At 60.0% G+C, this 19203-nt stretch carries 14 protein-coding genes; 10 read left to right on the top strand and 4 right to left on the bottom strand.

All coding sequences use genetic code 11. From position 1 onward, the window contains the following. The first annotated feature begins 29 nt into the window (after nucleotides 1-29). From VJZ71_20415 to VJZ71_20375, 9 genes are all read left to right on the top strand, one after another. Entirely contained in the window at nucleotides 30-2813 is a 2784-nt protein-coding gene (locus VJZ71_20415; protein ID HKQ50448.1) for a DEAD/DEAH box helicase family protein, read from the top strand. After that, nucleotides 2810-4324 carry a hypothetical protein gene (locus VJZ71_20410; GenBank protein ID HKQ50447.1) on the top strand — a complete coding sequence of 505 codons (1515 nt, stop codon included), beginning with the start codon at nucleotides 2810-2812 and terminating at the stop codon, nucleotides 4322-4324. The genes VJZ71_20415 and VJZ71_20410 overlap by 4 nt, the downstream gene beginning before the upstream one ends. A gap of 102 nt (nucleotides 4325-4426) precedes the next feature. Next, entirely contained in the window at nucleotides 4427-5890 is a 1464-nt protein-coding gene (locus tag VJZ71_20405) for an HD domain-containing protein (protein ID HKQ50446.1), read from the top strand. Further along, on the top strand, nucleotides 5887-6429 hold the full coding sequence (locus VJZ71_20400; protein ID HKQ50445.1) for a hypothetical protein: 543 nt from the start codon (nucleotides 5887-5889) through the stop codon (nucleotides 6427-6429). The genes VJZ71_20405 and VJZ71_20400 overlap by 4 nt, the downstream gene beginning before the upstream one ends. 10 nt (nucleotides 6430-6439) lie before the next feature. Continuing rightward, complete coding sequence (locus tag VJZ71_20395; GenBank protein ID HKQ50444.1) at nucleotides 6440-7933, top strand: class I SAM-dependent DNA methyltransferase; 1494 nt, start codon at nucleotides 6440-6442, stop codon at nucleotides 7931-7933. Nucleotides 7934-8180: 247 nt separating this feature from the next. After that, nucleotides 8181-9425 carry a DUF6361 family protein gene (locus tag VJZ71_20390; GenBank protein HKQ50443.1) on the top strand — a complete coding sequence of 415 codons (1245 nt, stop codon included), beginning with the start codon at nucleotides 8181-8183 and terminating at the stop codon, nucleotides 9423-9425. After that, complete coding sequence (locus VJZ71_20385; GenBank protein HKQ50442.1) at nucleotides 9418-11301, top strand: phospholipase D family protein; 1884 nt, start codon at nucleotides 9418-9420, stop codon at nucleotides 11299-11301. The genes VJZ71_20390 and VJZ71_20385 overlap by 8 nt, the downstream gene beginning before the upstream one ends. Next, nucleotides 11301-14708, top strand: coding sequence for a helicase-related protein (locus VJZ71_20380; GenBank protein HKQ50441.1), 3408 nt, complete (start codon nucleotides 11301-11303; stop codon nucleotides 14706-14708). The genes VJZ71_20385 and VJZ71_20380 overlap by 1 nt, the downstream gene beginning before the upstream one ends. A gap of 35 nt (nucleotides 14709-14743) precedes the next feature. Continuing rightward, the gene (locus tag VJZ71_20375; protein HKQ50440.1) at nucleotides 14744-15304 is read left to right on the top strand and encodes an HD domain-containing protein; all 561 of its coding nucleotides are present in this window, start codon (nucleotides 14744-14746) and stop codon (nucleotides 15302-15304) included. On the opposite strand, the gene VJZ71_20370 is transcribed toward VJZ71_20375, so the two are convergent. Next, nucleotides 15263-15601 carry a hypothetical protein gene (locus VJZ71_20370; protein HKQ50439.1) on the bottom strand — a complete coding sequence of 113 codons (339 nt, stop codon included), beginning with the start codon at nucleotides 15599-15601 and terminating at the stop codon, nucleotides 15263-15265. The genes VJZ71_20375 and VJZ71_20370 overlap by 42 nt on opposite strands. A 108-nt stretch (nucleotides 15602-15709) precedes the next feature. Beyond that, nucleotides 15710-16156 carry a hypothetical protein gene (locus tag VJZ71_20365; protein ID HKQ50438.1) on the bottom strand — a complete coding sequence of 149 codons (447 nt, stop codon included), beginning with the start codon at nucleotides 16154-16156 and terminating at the stop codon, nucleotides 15710-15712. 692 nt (nucleotides 16157-16848) lie between these two features. On the opposite strand from VJZ71_20365, the gene VJZ71_20360 reads away from it, so the two are divergent. Then, nucleotides 16849-17352, top strand: a complete 504-nt coding sequence (locus tag VJZ71_20360; protein ID HKQ50437.1) for a hypothetical protein — start codon at nucleotides 16849-16851, stop codon at nucleotides 17350-17352. Nucleotides 17353-17366: 14 nt separating this feature from the next. Here the strand turns inward: VJZ71_20360 and rtcA are convergent, their stop codons facing one another. Both rtcA and VJZ71_20350 read right to left on the bottom strand, forming a co-directional pair. Beyond that, on the bottom strand, nucleotides 17367-18392 hold the full coding sequence (rtcA, locus tag VJZ71_20355) for an RNA 3'-terminal phosphate cyclase (GenBank protein ID HKQ50436.1): 1026 nt from the start codon (nucleotides 18390-18392) through the stop codon (nucleotides 17367-17369). Further along, nucleotides 18379-19185, bottom strand: a complete 807-nt coding sequence (locus VJZ71_20350) for a DUF5677 domain-containing protein (GenBank protein ID HKQ50435.1) — start codon at nucleotides 19183-19185, stop codon at nucleotides 18379-18381. The genes rtcA and VJZ71_20350 overlap by 14 nt, the downstream gene beginning before the upstream one ends. Between the last annotated feature and the right edge of the window lie 18 nt (nucleotides 19186-19203).

Genomic DNA, 19203 nt, shown 5'->3' with positions numbered 1-19203 from the left:
GACGAAAACAACTTCGGGCTCGAGAAACCATGCCGCTCACTCCGGAAGACCAAGCCCGCGAGATCATCGACCGGCAACTCGCCGCATCCGGGTGGGTGGTACAGAATTACCGCGAGATGAACATCTCGGCCGCCCCCGGTGTGGCCGTACGGGAATTTCCCCTCAAGACCGGCTTCGCCGACTACCTGCTCTATGCCGACGCCAAGGCGATCGGCGTCATCGAGGCCAAACCCGAGGGGCACACGCTCACCGGCGTCGAAATTCAGTCTGCCAAATACGTGGGCGGCTTTCCCGCCGGCCTGCCCTGCTGGCGCATGCCGCTGCCGTTCGCCTATGAATCCACCGGCGCGGTGACCCAATTCACGAATGGCCTGGACCCGCTTCCGCGTAGCCGCGAAGTGTTCTCATTCCACCGCCCCGAAGAGCTTATCCGATTGGCGAAGCTCGAACGCCAGCTTCGCGACGGCCTGCGTAATATGCCGGCGCTCGACACGGGCAAGCTCTGGGAAAAACAGATCACGGCCATCCGCAACCTGGAAGAGTCGCTCGCCGACAACCGACCCCGGGCGCTCATCCAGATGGTCATGGGCGCGGGCAAGACGTTCACGGCGTGCAACATCGCCTATCGCCTGATCAAGTTCGCGGGGGCGAAGCGCATTCTCTTTCTGGTGGACCGCAACAATCTCGGCCGCCAGACGCTCAACGAGTTCCAGCAGTTCGCCTCGCCCTACAACACCTACAAGTTCACAGAGGAATTCAACCTCCAGCACCTGCGGAAAAACACAATCGCCTCCGCGTCCAAGGTGGTCATCACGACCATCCAACGGCTTTACTCGATCCTCAAGGGCGAGGAGGAGTTCGACGAAGGCAACGAAGAAGCCTCGATGTTCGAGGCCGCCCCGTCGCTGATCAAGGAGCCGATGCCGGTCGTCTACAACGAGAAAATTCCGCCCGAGTTTTTCGACTTCATCATCATCGATGAGTGCCACCGCTCGATCTACAACGTCTGGCGGCAGGTGCTGGAATACTTCGACGCCTTCCTGATCGGGCTTACCGCCACGCCCAGCGCCCAGACCATCGGTTTCTTCAATGGCAACCTCGTCATGGAGTACCCGCATGAGCAGGCCGTGCTCGACGGCGTGAACGTCGGCTACGACGTGTACCGCATCGAAACCCAGGTGACCAGGGATGGCGCGAAACTCGCCAAGCAGCCCGGCTTCTTCGTGCCGCGTCGTGATCGCGCCACCCGAAAGAAGCGGCTCGCCGAGTTGGACGACGACCTGATCTACTCCGGCAATCAGCTTGATCGCGACGTGGTCAATGAAGACCAGATTCGCCTCGTCATCCGCACATTCAAGGACAGGCTTCCAGAAATGTTCCCCGGTCGCACCGAGGCGCCCAAGACGCTGATCTTCGCCAAGACCGACCTGCACGCCGACGACATCACCCGCATCGTCCGAGAAGAGTTCGGCAAGGGCAACGACTTCTGCCAGAAGATCACCAGCAAGAGCACCGGCAGGCCACCCGAAGTGCTCCTCAATGAATTCCGCAACAGCTTCCATCCTCGCGTCGCCGTCACCGTGGACATGATTGCCACGGGCACCGATGTCAAGCCGCTGGAGTGCCTGGTCTTCATGCGCAACATCAACTCGGCGTCCTATTTCGAGCAGATGAAGGGGCGCGGCTGCCGCATCGTTGATCCCGATCGTCTCCAGTCGGTCACGCCCGACGCCCGGGTCAAGGACCGCTTCGTCATCGTCGACGCCGTTGGCGTCACCGAGACGCCCAAGACGCTGTCCAAGCCGCTCGATCGCCAGCCGACCGTCTCGCTCGACAAACTTCTCAACACCGTCGCCGCCGGGGGCGTGAGCGACGAGATCGTCTCCACGCTCGCGTCGCGCCTGGTCCGGCTGGATCGCGAATTGAATGACGACCAGCGCCGGCAAATCGCAGTGGAAGCCGGCGCAAAAACGCCGACCGCCCTCGCGGCCGCCCTGCTGGCCAGCATCGACACGGACGCGGTCGCCGCCAAGGCCGCCGAGAAATTCAATCTCCCCTCCGGTCAGGAGCCGACGGACGCGCAATTTGACGCTGTCGAGCGCGAGGCGATGGCCGCGGCTCTCAAGCCCTTCCACAATCCGAGGCTGCGGAGCACGATCCTGAGCGTGAAGGCCGCCGCCGAGCAGGTCATCGATGAGGTCAATCAGGATACACTGCTGCGCGCCGGGTTCGACGCGGCGGCGAAGGCAAAGGCCCGCGCCCTCGTCACCAGCTTCCGGCAGTTCATAGTAGAAAATAAGGAAGAGATCGAGGCCATCCGCCTGCTCTACAGCCGCCCCTATCGGCAGGGCCTGCGCTACGGGCAGGTCAGGGAACTGGCCCAGAAGCTGGCCGTTTCGCCGTTCTTCGTTGATCCGAAGAAGCCCGAGAGTGTCGGCCGGCTGTGGCACGCCTTCGAGGCGGCCGAGCCGGGGAAGGTGCGTGGGCACGCACGCCAACTCGTCGATCTCGTCGCGATGGTGCGGCATGTGATCCGGCCGGAGTCGCCGCTCGTGCCGGTCGAGACGACCGTGCAAGAGTGCTACGGGGCGTGGCTGGCCGAGAAAGAACAGGCGGGAACGGCGTTCACCGCCGAGCAACTTCGTTGGCTGGATGCGATCCGCGACCACATCGCCACGAGTCTGACGATTGGGCCGGACGACCTGGAGGAAGTGCCTTTCAAGCAGTTCGGCGGGCTTGGGGCGGCGCATGCGGTTTTCGGCGAGGGATTGTCGAAGCTGCTGGAAGAGCTGAATGAGAGGCTGGCGGCGTGACGAAAGGCGAAGTGGAGCGTGGACGCTGGCCCATGCGGCAATTGCCCGCGAGTTGGTCGTGGGCGGAGTTTGCGACCGTCTTCGAGAATGTCACGAGTAGTGATCGTAAACTCAAGCAGGAACAGTACGCCGCCATCGGACGATTCCCTGTAGTTGATCAGGGATCTGATCTGATTGGCGGCTTCACTGATGACGAAGGCCTGGTACATCCGGACGACCCGCCGTTTCTGGTCTTTGGTGATCACACTCGTTGCCTCAAGTATGTTGACACGCCGTTCGTGCAAGGCGCGGATGGCGTAAAAGTGCTGAAGGTTCGGGGAATCGAGTCGCGATACGCATTATGGGCGCTGCGGACCCTGCGTCTTCCCGACCGCGGCTACAGCAGACATTTTCAGTTTCTGCGAAACTCAGAATTCCCCATCGCGCCACCCCCTGAGCAGCTCCGTATCGTGGCGAAGATCGAGGAATTGTTCTCCGACCTCGACGCGGGCGTGGCGGCGCTGGAGCGGGTAAAGGCCAAGCTGAAGCGCTACCGCGCCGCCGTCCTCAAGGCCGCCGTCGAGGGCCGGCTCACGGCCGAGTGGCGGCGGTCCCACCCGGCGACCGAGCCGGCCGACAAGTTGCTTGAACGCATCCTCGCCGACCGACGCCGCAAGTGGGAGGAGGCCCAACTCCGCAAATTCGCCGAGGTAGGAAAGGCTCCGCCTAAAGGGTGGAAGGAGAAGTACAAGCATCCCGCTCTTGCCGACACTGGCTCTTTGCACCAACTTCCCAAGGGGTGGGCATGGGCCATCGCGGACCAACTCTGTTCGCAGGTTACGGACGGGGAACACATCCAGCCGCCATATCAGCCCTCCGGCAAGCCGATGTTGACCGCCACGCACGTGCGCGACGATGGCGTCCGATTTGAGAACGTCGGGCTGATCGCGGAAGACAACTTTCAGAAGTGCCTGAAGCGATGCGCGCCGATGGAGGGCGATCTGCTCATCGTCAGTGTTGGCGCAACGACCGGGCGGGCAGCCGTTGTGGGGCCGTCTGAGCCGTTTGCGATTGTGCGAAGTGTCCTGCTACTGAAACCGCTCATCCTGTCGAAGTACCTTCTTCGCTGGGTTCAATCGCCGTGGTGTCACCAATGGATCGGTCGAGCGTCCGGCGCAAGCGCACAAGCTCACTTCTACATCTCGGATGCGAAGCGCATGCCGGCGCCGCTCCCGCCAGCTAGCGAACTTTCCGAGATCGTCGCCGAGGTCGACCGCCGCGTCTCGGTCGTCGAAGCCGTCGAAGCCGAAGTCGAGCACGGCCTGAAGCGCGCCGCCCGACTGCGCCAGGCGATCCTCAAGCTGGCCTTCGCCGGCAAGCTCGTCCCCCGAGACCCCGCCGACGAACCGGCCTCCAAGCTGCTGGAGCGCATCCGAGCCCAGCGGGCTGAAGAAAATCACAAGGGACCAGGCTCTGGGAGGAGGAAACCCCGGACGGCCCATACCCGGCGGCGAGCCCGGACGGTAGGATAGTCCCGGACCGTATTCGCCGAGGCCGCGTGGAGGACAAAAACCCAGCAAAAAGGCCCTTGCCAAATGGCCAGAAATTTGTTAGGATATTGTTAGGTATCAGGCATGGACGCCCCACGACACGCTGCCAAACCGCTGCACAAGGTCATTCGCGACCCTGTGCATAACCTCATCACGCTTACGGGCGCAGAGGGCCGGTTGATCCTGGACCTGATCGGTTGCCCGGAGTTTCAGCGGCTCCGGCGCATTCGGCAGCTCGGGCTGGGTTTCTTGACCTATCCCGGAGGGGAGCACAGCCGCTGGGCGCACAGTCTCGGCGTCTGCCATCTGGCCGGGCGGATGCTCGATTCCCTCTTGAAACAATACAGGAAAGGCAGCAAGGAGCATCGGGCGCTTGCAGGATTGCGTTTGGAAATCATTGCGGCCGCGTTGCTGCATGACGTGGGTCATGGGCCGTTCTCGCACGTATTCGAACGGGCGATTCCAATTCCGAAGAAGCCGCCCCGAAACTATCCGAAGGACCACGAAGGGTGGTCAGAGAAGATTATCCGAGAACGGTTCGCGCGAGTCCTGCGAAAGCACAAGGTTCGCGTCGACGTAGTCACCGGTCTGATTGACAAAGCCGACCCGAGGCACTTGTTGGCCAAGGATTTCATCAGCAGTCAGCTAGATGCCGACCGCATGGACTTCTTGCTGCGTGACAGCCAGGCGACGGGTCCGAAATACGGTGAGTTCGATGTCGAATGGCTTCTGCACGCGATGCGAATCGGGTCCGTCAAGATGAAGGGCCAAACGAAGCCGGTCCTACGGCTATGTTTCGACGGCGACAAGGCCGTACACGTCGTAGAGGAATACATCCAGGCCAGAGAGTTCATGTACGTGCAGGTCTATACGCACAAGACTACGCGGGCGTATGAGGCAATGCTCAAAAACATCTTGGGGCTCGCCTCCCTGATCGCTGACGGCAATACTCGACGAGTGCCACAGCCCTGTCCGCCCGCGCTCGCTAAGATGCTCGCTCGGAAGTCAGCGGAAACCGATGACTATCTTTCCTTGGACGATTTTCGACTGTGGTGCACATTTCTCGACTGGGCTCAACTCAAGCCAAGACGCGACAAGAGATTTGCTCGCCTCAGCGCCTTATGCGATCGCTTGGTCCATCGGCGAAGGCCATACCGTGTCATTGAAATTGATGTACGCCACGATGAAGGTCGCAAGCAGCTAAAACGGGCGATCGAGCTTCAAAAAGATATTGAAAACTCGATCGAGCACTACTCGCTGAACTTGGACTCCTTCGAAGACCTTGCGTATCGAAACTTGTTTTATCGAAAGAGCAGCGACACCGAGGAGCAAGAGGACCGCGTAATTCAACTTATTGACGCGCGAGGAAAGACACACCCCGCTGAGTCATTGTCTGACGTTATTCGCGCGATCTCGGGAATCGAGACAAGGGTACATCGACTCTATTACGACGAGACGGATCGAAAGATTGTCGACCGCCTCCGAAATGATGGATGGATCAAACGTAAAATGGGATCGAGGAATCGCAGGAAGGAGCGTGCCCGATGAGAGACTTCGATGAAATGAAACTAGCCCGCGTTATCGATGCTTGCGGCGGCGTCGACGGACGCGTGAAGATGCAGAAGATCGTGTACCTCCTAAAGGCCATGGGATACGGCCTGCCGTTCGATGACTTCAGAATCCGACAGCTTGGCCCGTTTTCGAGGGCTGTGGCTTGCTCAACGGACACCCTGAAAGCGGCGGGATTCGTCGAGGAGCGATTGACAGTTCTCCCCGGCCCTGGGGGCCAGCCGCTAGAGCAGTTCTCGTACAAGGTAAGCGACTCGATCAAGCCGCTGCTTAAGAAGCATTTCGATATCCCAAAGCCCTCGGGAAAGCCCAAAATCGAAACTGCCGCTGTCGAGTTAAGAGGCCACGACAGAGCTGTGCTCGAGGTTGCTGCGACGAAAGTCTTTCTTCAACGAGAAGATAAGCTGAAGGGGGACACTCTTGTTGCCGAATTGAAGCGCCTTAAAGGACATCTCGCGAATCGATTTTGCGAAGCGGACGCAATGATCACAGACATGACGAAGAAGGGCTGGCTCTAAGCGCGTTTGGATGAGCACCGACACCTCCCAAATCGTCAACAAGGCCTGGAATTACGCCCACGTCCTGCGCGACGACGGCCTATCCTACATGGCCTACACCGAGCAGATCACCTTTCTGCTCTTCCACAAGATGGCCGACGAAATGACGAAGCCGCCCTACAACCGGCCGGCGATTGTGCCCGCGAAGTATTCGTGGGAAAGCCTGATGAAGCTCGAAGGGGCCGAGCTGGAGACGCATTACCGCACGATCCTGGAGGAGCTGGGCAAGAAGCCGGGCATGTTGGGCGAGATCTTTCGCAAGGCCCGCATGGAAATCCAGAACCCGGCCACGCTTAAGCGGCTGATCGTCGACCTGATCGGGGCGGAGCAGTGGGTCCGCATGGAGGCGGACGTGAAGGGCGACATCTACGAGGGGCTCTTGGCCCGCAGCGCCGCAGAGAGCCCCAAGGGCGCGGGGCAATACTTCACACCGCGCGAACTGATCAAGGCGATTGTGGACGTGATGCGGCCGACGCCGGAGGACACGCTCTGTGACCCGGCCTGCGGCACGGGCGGATTTCAGTTGGCGGCGCACAAATACGTGGTGGATCACCACGGCAAGGACCTCGACCCGGACCGCAAGAAGCACCTGAAGAAAAGCTTCGTGAAGGGGTGGGAGCTGGTCGCCGCAACGGCGCGGCTGTGTATCATGAACCTGTACCTGCACGGCATCGACGCCGACCCCTGCCCGATCAAAAGCGGCGTGGACAGTCTGGCCAGCGACCCCGGCGAGCGGTTCAGTTTGGTGCTGACGAATCCTCCGTTCGGCAAGAAGAGCAGCATTTCCATTGTGAACGAGGAAGGTGACGTGGAAAAGGAGGAGCACGCCTACGAGCGGCAGGACTTCTGGGTAACGACGAAGAACAAGCAGCTAAACTTCCTACAGCACGTCAAGACGCTACTGAAAATTAACGGGCGCTGCGCGATCGTCGTGCCGGACAATGTGTTGTTCGAGGGCGGCGCTGGCGAGACCGTTCGGCGGAACCTGCTAAAGCAATTCGAGGTGCACACGCTGCTGCGGCTGCCGACGGGGATTTTCTATGCGCAAGGCGTCAAGGCCAACGTCCTATTTTTCGACGCCCGGCCGGCGCAGGAGGCAGCGTGGACAAAGAAGCTGTGGGTGTACGACCTGCGGACGAACATGCATTTTACGCTGAAGGAAAGCCCGCTGAAGCGTGCGGACTTGGACGAATTCGTGAAGTGCTACAACCCAGAGAGCCGCCACCAGCGGCGGCAAACGTGGAGCGAAAAGAATGCCGAGGGCCGGTGGCGGGCGGTCGAGTATGACGAACTGATCAAGCGCGACAAGGCGAACCTGGACATCTTCTGGCTCAAGGACAAGTCGCTCGAGGACGGCGACGACCTGCCCGAGCCCGACGTCTTGGCCGCCGAGATCGTTGAAGACCTGCAGGACGCCGTCGAACGATTCTCAGAAATTGCCGGCGATCTCAAGGGGTCGCCTTGATCATCTTTCGTCGTTGCCGCTGTCAGTACACCAATACGATACGCCGAACCAGAAGGTTATTTCAAAGTAGGAGGGCGGCCCTTTGTCCGCGGAAGTCGCCGGCGGAATCGCCATCGTCGGCGAAATGCATAGGCGAATATGGTATAATCAACTCCTTCTTAGGCGCCATGTTAGCGCTTCCGGCCGCGGTGCTCGCCTCGTCAATGGCTCGGAGCTTAGCGAATTACTTGACCCTCGGGCCTGTTCGATGCCTTCGACCTTTGCATGGCTGGACTTCGCGGAATCAGATCGCCAGAAGGCGATGGAGGTCATCGATCTCTTTCGCGAACAAGGCACGGTCGATGAACTCGGCTTTGCGCCGATTCGCGATGCGCTTGCCGACGGCCTGTTTCCCGGCACCTCCACTATTCAGACGCGGGCGCGGTATTTCCTCTTCGTACCGTGGATCATGCGAAGTTGCGAGTCGGCTCGCGGTCCGCTGGCTGATGTGGCCAAGACTGTCCGGAAACGTGAGACCAGGCTGATTAACGCTCTGTTGGAAGGGGCCGGCGACGACGACGGTATCATTGGCCGCGAAGCCAAGGGTACGCTGAGGCGCATGCCCAGCAGTGTCTATTGGGGCGGTCTCCAGCGCTGGGGAATCCGTGTCTTTGCGGGATCGATCGAACAATATGTTCGTCGCCTAGCGAAAGAACGCTTGGGCTCCTTCCAACCGGTCTTCACGGATGATCGGGAACCCGTCGAGAATGGATCACGGTCCTGGCATCCATCACTTCCGCCAGCGCCCGAGGAGCTATTAACGAAAACCGAGTTCGAACTCACGTTCGAGGAGGCGGAGTTTCTTGCAGATCGCATTCAGGCGTCATGCCCAGGCTCGCTCCTGGAACATCTTGTGACGCGGTCGGCCAGTACCTCGGAGGTCGATTACGTGTGGGAGCATCCCCTTCGTTCGGAACTCCCACGCGACATTGGGAGCTTGGTGGAGCACGCTCGCTGCTTCTCGCTGTGTGCGTGGGGCGGGCCATTGCTCTACGCGCGCATGGTCGGTGCTATGAAAAACAACGACGAGGTCGTCGGGAGGGCGACCGACCATTTGTTAAAGTGGCGGCAGGTCCTGGAGGCCGACCGATTGGTCCTCTCCCGCTGGAATCGGGCCGAGTTTTGGTCCCTCCTGCAAAAGCTCAACCCTCGAATCTCGCACCGGACCCGCGATTTCGCGGAACGTTGGATCGAAATCGCCATGGCGCCCGGTTCGGAGCCGCCGGTGTGGGACAACGCCGAGGTCCGAAAGTTGATCGTCCAACGGGAGGGTCAACTCAAGGGCGGCCGGGCGCGCCTCCGACCCGAGAATACCCGCGCCCGGGATTGCTGGCAGGGCGATGGCAGTGGTCGGCCGATGGATTTCCGCTGGCGCCAAACCCAGATCATCCTGAACGACATCATTCGAGGATTGCGAGGCCTCACGTTTGAAACGGAGACTGCGCATGCTTGATCCGCGGGGCCGACAACTTCTGCTGTCCACCCTGCGGCCACCCGAGGGGTACGGCTTCGACTGTGCGATCGGAACGACGTATTCGCTCGACCTCATCGCCCTGCTGACCACACCGCTGGCCTTCGCCATGTTCGACTGGCAACGAAGTGACGGCGAATTGGCCGCCGGCCCCGGGTCGCCGACCGCGGATCCCCTGGCGCTCCTGGAATCCTTGCGGCGCTGCGCCGATCGCATTCACCTTTTCTGTCAGGCCGGCCAGATCACGATTCCGCCGGCGCACCAGCGTTTGCTGGCCTACTTGGAACAGTCGGTTATCGAGGCCCAGGCGCCCGCGTGCCACGACGGTCGGCAAGCCGCTTTTCATCCCAAGGTGTGGATCATTCGCTATCGGTCGGCCGCCGGTCCCGTCAAATACCGTTTCGTGTGCCTTAGTCGCAATCTCACCTTCGACCGGTCGTGGGATACGGTCCTGCTACTCGATGGGGAACTCACCGATCGGGCCCGAGGGTTTGGCGAGAACCGTCCGCTGACCGAATTCGTGTCCGCCTTGCAATCGATGGCGTTACGGGCCGTGGGTAAGCAGGCCCAAAGCGATCTACGGCAGATCGAGCAGGAGATCGGATTCGTTCGGTGGGAATTGCCCGACGAAGTTGAGGAAATCCGCTTTTGGCCGATGGGGCACAACGGGAAGCCGGCGTGGCCGTTTGCTAAGCGGATGAATCGACTGTTAGTCATTTCGCCGTTCGTGTCCGATGACCTACTCGACCGGATCGGTAGTTCAGAAGCGGAGCGATTTTTGGTCTCCAGACTGGAGTCACTTTGCGCGCTACCTTCTTCCGCCCTCCGTAATCGGTGGACGTGCTTCACCTTGGAAGACGCACTTGAGGTCCAGCCCGTGGACATTGAAGCCGACGCCGATGAGCCAACTCCCGAGGTGCTTGTGGGCCTGCACGCCAAGGTCTTTGTTGCGGATGCCGGCTGGGATGCCCATGTCTGGACCGGCTCGGCGAATGCCACGACCGCCGCCTTCGGGGGGAATGTCGAATTCCTCGTGGAGCTGGTGGGCAAGAAAAGCAAGCTCGGCATCGACGCGACGATTAGTGAAGAGGAGAAAAAGACCAACCTGCGACGCATCCTGGCGCCGTTTGAACCCAGCGAGGATCGGCTGAAAGTGGATGCGGATGCCCTGGCCGCGGAAAACGCCGCGGAGCAGGCCCGCCAAAGCCTTGCCGCCCTGACGCTGACGGCGCGGATCGACCAGTGCGACGGAAGCTTTACCACGCAGATCGAATCGACGACCTCGGTGTCCATTCCCGAGAATGTCTCGGTCCGCTGCCGACCGGTGATGCTGCCCGCCGCTGACGCAAAATCGATAGAGGGAGATTGCCCGCTCCAACTGCGTTTCGGTCCGCATGCGTCGGAGTCGATTTCATCCTTCGTGGCTTTTGAAATCGTGGCCCGCGTTCGCCAGGCGGAGCAGCGGGTCCGGTTTGTATTGAATCTACCCTTGGTCGGCGCGCCGACCGATCGGCAGGATCGACTGCTCCGGGATTTGCTCAAGGACTCGCGCACCTTGCTGCGGCTGCTCCTGATGATGCTTGCGGATGACCCCGAGCGGCTTTTCGGAGAGATGAAAGATTTCATTATCGATCCGAATAACGGTTCGTCCCGAAGGTCTGACGACTTACTTCCCTTGCTGGAGCACCTGCTCCGGGCCTTGGATCGCAGCCCCGAAAAGTTGGAGCATGTTCATCGGCTCATTGAAGATCTCCGACGGACGCCGGAAGGAATGTCAATTCTGCCGGCGGATTTCGAGTTGGTCTGGGACCCCATCCGCCGCGTCCATCGACCGACCGTCACTGTGGGGGAGGCATAATGGGTCTCGCCGCACAAAAGCCCGATGTGGACCTGGCGTTGAAGGGACTCAAGGACTTTCAACGGCGAACGGTCGATTATGCCTTCCGGCGCCTGTATCTCGACGACGACTCCACGCATCGATTCCTCGTGGCCGACGAGGTCGGCCTGGGCAAGACGCTGGTCGCCCGCGGAGTGATCGCACGGGCGGTGGCGCACTTGTGGGATCATGTCGAACGAGTGGATGTCATCTACGTTTGCTCCAACGCCGACATCGCCCGACAAAACATCAACAAATTACGGTTGGACCCCGGCCACGATTTCGCCCGAGCGACGCGGGCCACCCTCCTGCCAATCCAGCTCCATGACTTGGCCGACTGCCGCGTGAACTACGTATCGATGACGCCGGGGACGTCACTGGAACCCAGCGGCGGCATGGGAATGGCCAAGGAGCGGGCTCTCTTATGGGCCATGCTTCGCGACCATTGGAACCTCCACGAAGGCCGAAGTGCGAATGTGCTGCGCGGCTACGTTTCCGCTGATCGGTTTGATAGGCGTTTGCGCGAGTGGTTACCCGATCAGCAAATCGATCGTGGACTACACGAGATGTTCCTGAAGGACCTTGATGCGAAAGCCTCGGGTGACCGCGCCGCCGGCAAACCCGATCTACAAGGCCGTTTCCTCGAACTCTGTGACTTGCTGCCCCGGCGGGACTCCAGGCTGGACGATGACCAGCATCAGGCACGCCGGGAATTGATCGGTGAATTGCGCGCTGCCCTCGGGCGGACGTGCATCCAAGCGCTGCGTCCAGATCTGGTGATCCTCGATGAGTTCCAGCGGTTCAAGCATCTCCTGGACCCCAAGAACGATGAGGCCGAGCTCGCCCAGTCGCTCCTGCAATATGCCGACGAGCGCGAGGGCCGAGCGGAGGCCGTGCGGGTCCTCTTGCTCTCCGCCACTCCCTACAAGATGTACACCCTCGCGCATGAGGAAGAGAGCGGCGAGAACGACCATTACGAGGATTTTGTTGCCACCTACGATTTCTTGGTTCGCCAACAGGCCGCGGATATCTCTTCGTTGCGGAGTCTGCTCAAGGACTACCGCGCCGCCATGATGCGTCTGGCGGATGGGTCGATGGAGGAACTTCGGCGACTCAAGAACGAACTGGAAGTGCGTCTGCGGCGCGTGATGGCCCGCACGGAGCGGTTGGCCGCCACGCACGATCGCAGCGGCATGCTCAAAGAGCGCCCATCACCAGACCTGCAACTGCGAGAATCGGATGTCCGGCAGTATGTGACCCTGTCCCGGGTGGCGCGGGCCCTGGATCACGGCGACATCGTCGAATACTGGAAGTCGGCGCCCTATCTGCTGAACTTCATGGACGACTACGAACTCAAGAAAGGACTCCGCGACGCAGCCGGAAACGGCACCGACTCTGCGGTGATGAAGGCGCTCGACGGCCGGCCGTCCTGTCTGCTTCCCTGGGCTGACGTTCTGGCGTATTCCCAGATCGATCCGGGCAACGCCCGCCTGCGATCATTGATCGCCGAGACCGTCGGCCGAGACCTCTGGAAGCTATTGTGGCTGCCGCCCAGCCTGCCCTATTACGAGCCGGGCGGAGTTTTTGCGGGCATCGATCCTGTCCTCGTCACCAAACGCCTGGTGTTTTCGTCCTGGAAGGTCGTTCCCAAGGTGATCGCCGCCCTCCTAAGCCACGAGGCCGAACGCCGGGCGGTTGGACTCACCTACCTCGGGCCTGATGGGTCGATGACGATCGCGAATTCCACCGACGGTCGCAAGAAAATCACTGCCCTCTTGCGGTTTTCGCGCGCGGAAGGGCGGCTCACCGGCATGCCGGTCCTGGGATTGATCTATCCCTCCCTCACGCTGGCACGCCTCCTGGACCCCGCCGCCCTGAGTATCAGCGATGCGAATCTTCCGACCGTCGAGGATCTGTTGGACTATGCCCAGACGCGGCTTGGACCCCTGGTGGATGCCCTCGTTACTCGATGGGCCGCTGGATCGGAGATTGACGAATCCTGGTATTGGGCGGCCCCGATCCTCCTCGATCTGGTACAGGAACGAGAGGCCAGTGACCAATTCTGGCGGTACCCTAAACTATCGAAGGAGTGGTCGGGTGAAGAGGATCGCGTGGACGCCGATGGCGAATTGGAGGCGGAGTCCGCGTGGGCGGCGCATGTGGACCAGGCCCGCCAACTTTTCGAGGATATGAAGGACATCGGCGCCCACGCGCTCGGGCAGCCGCCCCCGGATCTTGTGGCGGTGCTGGCGGAAGCGGTATTCGGAAACCCCGCCGTCGTGGCGCTGCGGTCCCTTGCGCGCGTTTCTGCCCCCGGGAGCATTACCGATCCGCAAGTCCGGCTGGCCGCGGGCCGTGTGGCCTGGCGGTTTCGCAACCTCTTCAACCTGCCTGAGGTTATCGCGCTGATTCGCGGGCTCAACCGCGAGGAGCCCTATTGGCGCCGGGTTGTCGAATATGCCATCGACGGTGGCCTGCAGGCCGTCCTGGACGAATACGCCCACGTGCTTCGTGATAATCTGGGCGTCAGTTCACAAGATGGGACGGATGTCGCCGGACAGATTGGCGAGGCAATCGTCACGGCGCTCGGCCTGCGTTCCGCGACGGTCGGCGTTGATGAGATCGCCGTGAACGCTCGCGACAATATGCTACGCCTTGATGCCCATCGGATGCGCTCGCGGTTCGCGGCGCGGTTTGGTCAGGATCAGTCCGATGCGGAGGGCGAGGTGAACCGCGCCGAACAGGTGAGGGCCGCCTTCAACTCGCCGTTCTGGCCATTTGTCCTGGCGACGACCTCGGTTGGACAGGAAGGGCTTGATTTTCATCATTACTGCCACGCGGTCGTGCACTGGAATCTCCCCAGCAACCCCGTCGATTTGGAGCAGCGCGAAGGGCGCATCCACCGCTTTAAGGGGCATGCGATTCGAAAAAACGTGGCCAAGAAATACGGAGCCCCACAAAGCGAGCTTCTTACCGATCCGTGGGCCGCCGCGTTCGACCGGGCCGCTGTCGAATCGTCAGGCGATATGAACGAATTGGTTCCTTTTTGGGTTTTTCCCTGCGAGTCAGGAGCCTCGATCGATCGCTACGTGCCGGCCCTTCCGCTGAGCCGCGATGCCGACCGCCTCAACAGCTTGCGGAGCGCGTTGGCGATCTACCGCATGGTCTTCGGGCAGCCGCGCCAAGACGAATTGGTCAAGTATCTTCAAACGCGGCTGCCGCCGGAGGTCGTCGAACAGTGCGTCCGCGAGCTGCGCATCGATCTCGAGCCGCCGCGTAATGGCTCACAAACGGATCGGCCACTGGAAGCAGGCAGGTCAATAAGCACCGTCGCTCAGATCGCCGAAAGCCACGCGAGCACAATCGCTCTTGATCATGGAGCTTTGTAATCGCGCGGATTGTTGGCACGCCTTGAGGTAATAAAATGCCGGAAGATAAGATTGTTCGACAGGCGTGGGCTTTTTGTGTCAACGCCCACAGGGAACAGAAACGGGACGATGGCCGTCCCTATCACACCCATCCCGAGGCTGTCGTGAAGCTGCTGCAAGGTAATGGTATTTGCGATCCGAATGTTCTCGCTGCGGCGTATCTGCACGACGTGCTGGAAGATACGGATATATCGCGGGAAACTCTTCATCGGGAGTTCGGCCAAATCGTGACCGGGCTCGTCGATGAATTGACGAACAAACATCCGTCGAAAACGCCGTTTCACCAAAAACACGCAGCCTTGCTTTCGAAGGCCCCTTGCATGTCGGATTCCGCCAAGGTGATCAAACTCGCGGACCGGCTCCACAATCTGACGGAGATGGGATCCGCCTGGCCCTTCGAAAAGCAAAATCGCTACCTCAACGCGACGGTGGAATTACTCGAGGCGCTCCGTCCCATACCACCGTCAGGGAACTCGTTGGAAGCCGCCATCCAAGGGAGGATTGCGAATCAGGGGCTACGCTCGCGTTTTCATCGCCGTGATGGCGGCATGGATTGATGCCAGCTGCCCTTCGATCGCTGCAAGCCGCGGTAAGACGATCTGGCGAAGTGCTCGACGGGTGTTCAGGCTCGTTGCGATGATGTCGAGGAACCGGACCCGCTTTTCGACCGGAAGCATGAGCAGCTCCTTGCCCGAGCTGACGTGCTCTTTGCAGACGTTGTCAGCATCCAACTTCATGTGATCATGTTTCATGATCCGCTTGGCGGGCTTTCTCATGGGCAGGGCGGAGGTCACTGTCCCATCCTTCAGGCAAAACGCCAAGTAGTACGTGTTTCGTCCCTGTGTTCTTCGCATTATTTTTCTCCGTCTGAAACCCTTCGGGCGGCGGTTAGGCAGCGGGTCCGGCAGCATGGCATCTGCAGCCGCGACCGGCGATACGATTCGATTTCTCCAAATCACCACCTAGTGAACGACTCCGAGGTGTTCCTCCGCGCAGCCGTGACAAACGTCGGCTCCGTCGCGGCTTTCGGGCGGAAAGGACTCTCCGCAGAAGCGGCATGTTGCGAATTCGGCCGCTCGAGCCGCCGCAGCCTCTTCGAGAAGCCGTGTTAGCCGCTTGTCCGTCAGGCCCTCCCAATTCAACCGCTTCCACAGGCGGCTACTTGGTGCAGGGACATGGGGATGGGGCCATTCCAGCGTGGGTAGCCGGATCTCGATCGCCTCGGGCGTGATGAGAACCACCACTGCGCGATCGTCATCAGGTTTACCGATCTGAATCAAATCGCGGGTGCGCTCGACAACTGCTCCCGGAAACTTATCCAAGACAGTCAGAGCAAAGGCCTCGAAAGTTCGAAGTACGTCGGCCCCGTATTTGCCGTCGGGGTCAATTCTTTGGCGGGAATCGTCCATTTTGGCGCATGCGCAATGGAATTAGTCAAGTTGATTTCGCGGATGGCGCTCGCGAAGCTCGTTGATGAACTGTTCAAGCTCATCGTTGACCTCGTTGGCCGCGGCTCGGATCCCGTGATGTGACGCGCCCATGGCCAAAGATATCTTGCCTTGGTTGTCGACGACTTCTAAAAAATAGTGCGGGCCAAAGACGAGCCTAACGGTGTGGACGCGCCCCGAACTATCGGATCGAATTTCGACGTCACGAATTCCCATGAGCGTTGGTCCTCTTTAGACCTTCAAAAAAACCTACGTCAATTCGGCACAAACGGACCCGGGCTCGCTTTTGCGAACCCGACGGATTGGCAGCGTGTGTCGTTTATTTTGTAGCGGTTCTCGTTGAATGCGTCCAGGGGCAGTTCCCCGAAACGGGGCCATGAGCTTATCAAAGCAGGCACCCATTGAAGTCCCCTCGCACGGCGACGAATATTTACCAAGTCATTGAAATCGAAAACCGCCGTGATCGTCACGGCGACAACCCAGGAGGTAGTATCATGCGTGATGAGGCGACCTGGAAGGCGAAGTATGCTGCAGCGCAGCGGCAGTCAGAAACCCCCCAAATTTGGTTTCTTCAGGACGGGGGGGATCTTGGCATCCGAGCGAGGCGAATCTTGGACGGCATCGCGGCGAGCGTACGTCGGTATGAAGCCGTCATGATCGCAAAACAGGGCCGCCCCTGGGAAAAGCACCCCCGAAATTATGTCGTCTTTTATGATTGGGAGTTCGAGATCAGAGTCCGGGAGAAAACGGTGACCAACCGACGGCCCGATCCGAAGAACTATGGTCATGATCGGTACCTCGGCACGGGCAAACTCTGTGTCGATGTGGATAATGAATATGCCAAGTGGATCGATGGACGAAAGCCCCTGGAGGATAAGGTCGATCTCGTCGCGGACTACCTGATCCGGCACTTGAACAAGCTTCGGGTAGGTTGGGCCGAACTTCGCGAGCGGGAAAGGCAGCGGGAAGCAGCAGAAGAAGAGGCCCTGCGCAGGCGGCGTGAGGATGACGGTTACGAGAATGTCCTGGCGAGGATTCTGGAGCTGCATCAACGCATGGCCACCGAACTATCCAAGCTTCCTCGGCGATTGCCGTCGGCCCAAGAGATGGAACGCGTGCGAGGTCCATCGACACCGGACGGACCGCCCGTCCATTAAGGTGAGGATTCCCATTATCGACTTGGACCGAACCTCAGATGCGTCGAATCGTCGGACTTTTCGGTTTTGACCGAGTTGGGACCAAGGAAACTTTGAATCAGCTCCAGATGCGTTTGTGAATGACGAGACAGGCCGATCGAGCGGAAGGAGCCGTTACCCGCGATGGCGAAGGGGAGCATGAGCTGGTCCGTCAGGTATTCTCCTGCAGGAGCGGAGGATTTGATGTAGCGTTGATACTGTTGGACGGCGAGCATCGCGACGGCCTCGGCGGGGCGGCCGACCTCGCCGAAGCCGGTGAATACCTCGCCGACGTGCTCGAACGCTAGTTCGATCGTGACGATGTTGCCGGGGCCGGGCGAACCGGCGACCTCCACGGCCTCAATCTGGTCGGTCGGCCAGTTCAAGCGCTTGGCGAAGACCTTGGTCTCACGCTCGGCGATGTGGCGCGGCAGGTTGGAGACGATGGCGCGGGCCTTGCGGTCGCGCAATTCCCCTCGTTCGAGCAGGTCGAAGCCGTTTAGACGCTTCGCCGGTGCAATCTCGATTGTGATGCGTCCGCCGCCGGCGGGGTAGAAGCCGGGGCGCTCGAGCGATGCGCGGACGGTCGGGCCCATGCGATTGACGAGCGGAAGGTAGGCCTTCGCAAGGAAGTCGAAGGGCGGCGCGAAGGGATTGTGCGTGCCGCCTTCGAGCGTCAGGCGGCTCGGCTCGTCCGCCAGCAACAGGGGAAGCAGTACGGTCTGTAGGACGAGCGTCGTGCTGCCGGCGGTGCCGATGCTGAAGGCGAAGTCGCCGCCGCGAACCTTGCCGGGCGTGAAAGACAGGGCCTGCGAGCCGATAGCGGCCCCGTCGACCTGCGCGTCGCAGACCTTCGTCGCGGCGTTCACGGCGGTCAGATGCTGGCGCATGAGGCCGGGCTTCTCGCGATTCGCGCGAATCTTCTCGATGCGAAAGGGGGTGCCTGTCACCATCGAGAGGGCGAGCGAGGAGCGAAGAATCTGCCCTCCGCCTTCGCCGTAGGAGCCGTCAATCGTTAACATGGGATTGTTCGATTCCTAGCGTTTGATAGACGCGCTTGATTTCATCGTCTACTTCGATCTCCCCGTTTCGTGTCAGAAATACAAGTAGGCACGCGAATAATTGTTTACCCATCCTATTTACCCAATAAGCTGCATCGGTGACACCGTAATCTCGCTGAAATAACCGAAACTCGTTTTCTGTAATGGTCAATGATTTATGCAGCATACACGGATCGCCATGGGCTATGAGCGACATTAGAGAGTACCAGCGTCTAGCGCCGTCTCCACCGGTTTCAACAATAGTTTGAGTGATCGATTTGCCGTTCCATGTTGGATATCGCCCTTGTCGTTCTTGCTCCGGGGTAAACGTTGATTGGACCTCCGTTGAGACTTCGATACGCCTATCAAGGTTTCCCTGTTCTGTGGGCGACAGTGATGCGCGGTAGTCGTCCAAATCATCTTCGAGGCTTCTAACGTGGTTGAATTCACCAAAACGTATAAAGCTCTCGGCGAGATTCTTCTTTGCCTCAGCACTCAGCTTTGAATTGAGGATAACCAGGAGATTTGCCGCGGATTCAAGTTGCGCTCGCGCAAGCACAGCAATTGCAACGGGTGCGGCAAAAGAAACTCCGAGAAGCTCAACGGCTGCTTGGAAAAACTCTCGGGTTCGCGCGAGTAAGAACATTCCAGCGACATCAACAGCTGTCGTCTCGATTTTGTCGGATGCGACCCTCTTGTGCCAAAAATCCAGGAGAGTGGTGGCCATTGTCCTGACCGCAGTGACCTCGTTGTCGCCATTAACATTGTTGTGCATGTTGTACCTGGCTACTTT

The organism is Phycisphaerae bacterium (genome assembly GCA_035275405.1).
In the GTDB taxonomy this organism is placed as follows: Bacteria; Planctomycetota; Phycisphaerae; order UBA1845; family UTPLA1; genus DATEMU01.
Note: the sequence above shows the minus strand (reverse complement) of the source record. Positions and strands in the feature narration are given on the sequence as shown.

Excerpts from the sequence above, each read along its gene's own strand:
- VJZ71_20415 (HKQ50448.1), top strand. The coding sequence starts at position 30 with ATGCCGCTCACTCCGGAAGACCAAGCCCGCGAGATCATCGACCGGCAA.
- VJZ71_20405 (HKQ50446.1), top strand. The coding sequence starts at position 4,427 with ATGGACGCCCCACGACACGCTGCCAAACCGCTGCACAAGGTCATTCGC.
- VJZ71_20400 (HKQ50445.1), top strand. The coding sequence starts at position 5,887 with ATGAGAGACTTCGATGAAATGAAACTAGCCCGCGTTATCGATGCTTGC.
- VJZ71_20395 (HKQ50444.1), top strand. The coding sequence starts at position 6,440 with ATGAGCACCGACACCTCCCAAATCGTCAACAAGGCCTGGAATTACGCC.
- VJZ71_20390 (HKQ50443.1), top strand. The coding sequence starts at position 8,181 with ATGCCTTCGACCTTTGCATGGCTGGACTTCGCGGAATCAGATCGCCAG.
- VJZ71_20385 (HKQ50442.1), top strand. The coding sequence starts at position 9,418 with ATGCTTGATCCGCGGGGCCGACAACTTCTGCTGTCCACCCTGCGGCCA.
- VJZ71_20380 (HKQ50441.1), top strand. The coding sequence starts at position 11,301 with ATGGGTCTCGCCGCACAAAAGCCCGATGTGGACCTGGCGTTGAAGGGA.
- VJZ71_20375 (HKQ50440.1), top strand. The coding sequence starts at position 14,744 with ATGCCGGAAGATAAGATTGTTCGACAGGCGTGGGCTTTTTGTGTCAAC.
- VJZ71_20370 (HKQ50439.1), bottom strand. The coding sequence starts at position 15,601 with ATGCGAAGAACACAGGGACGAAACACGTACTACTTGGCGTTTTGCCTG.
- VJZ71_20365 (HKQ50438.1), bottom strand. The coding sequence starts at position 16,156 with ATGGACGATTCCCGCCAAAGAATTGACCCCGACGGCAAATACGGGGCC.
- VJZ71_20360 (HKQ50437.1), top strand. The coding sequence starts at position 16,849 with ATGATCGCAAAACAGGGCCGCCCCTGGGAAAAGCACCCCCGAAATTAT.
- rtcA (HKQ50436.1), bottom strand. The coding sequence starts at position 18,392 with ATGTTAACGATTGACGGCTCCTACGGCGAAGGCGGAGGGCAGATTCTT.
- VJZ71_20350 (HKQ50435.1), bottom strand. The coding sequence starts at position 19,185 with ATGCACAACAATGTTAATGGCGACAACGAGGTCACTGCGGTCAGGACA.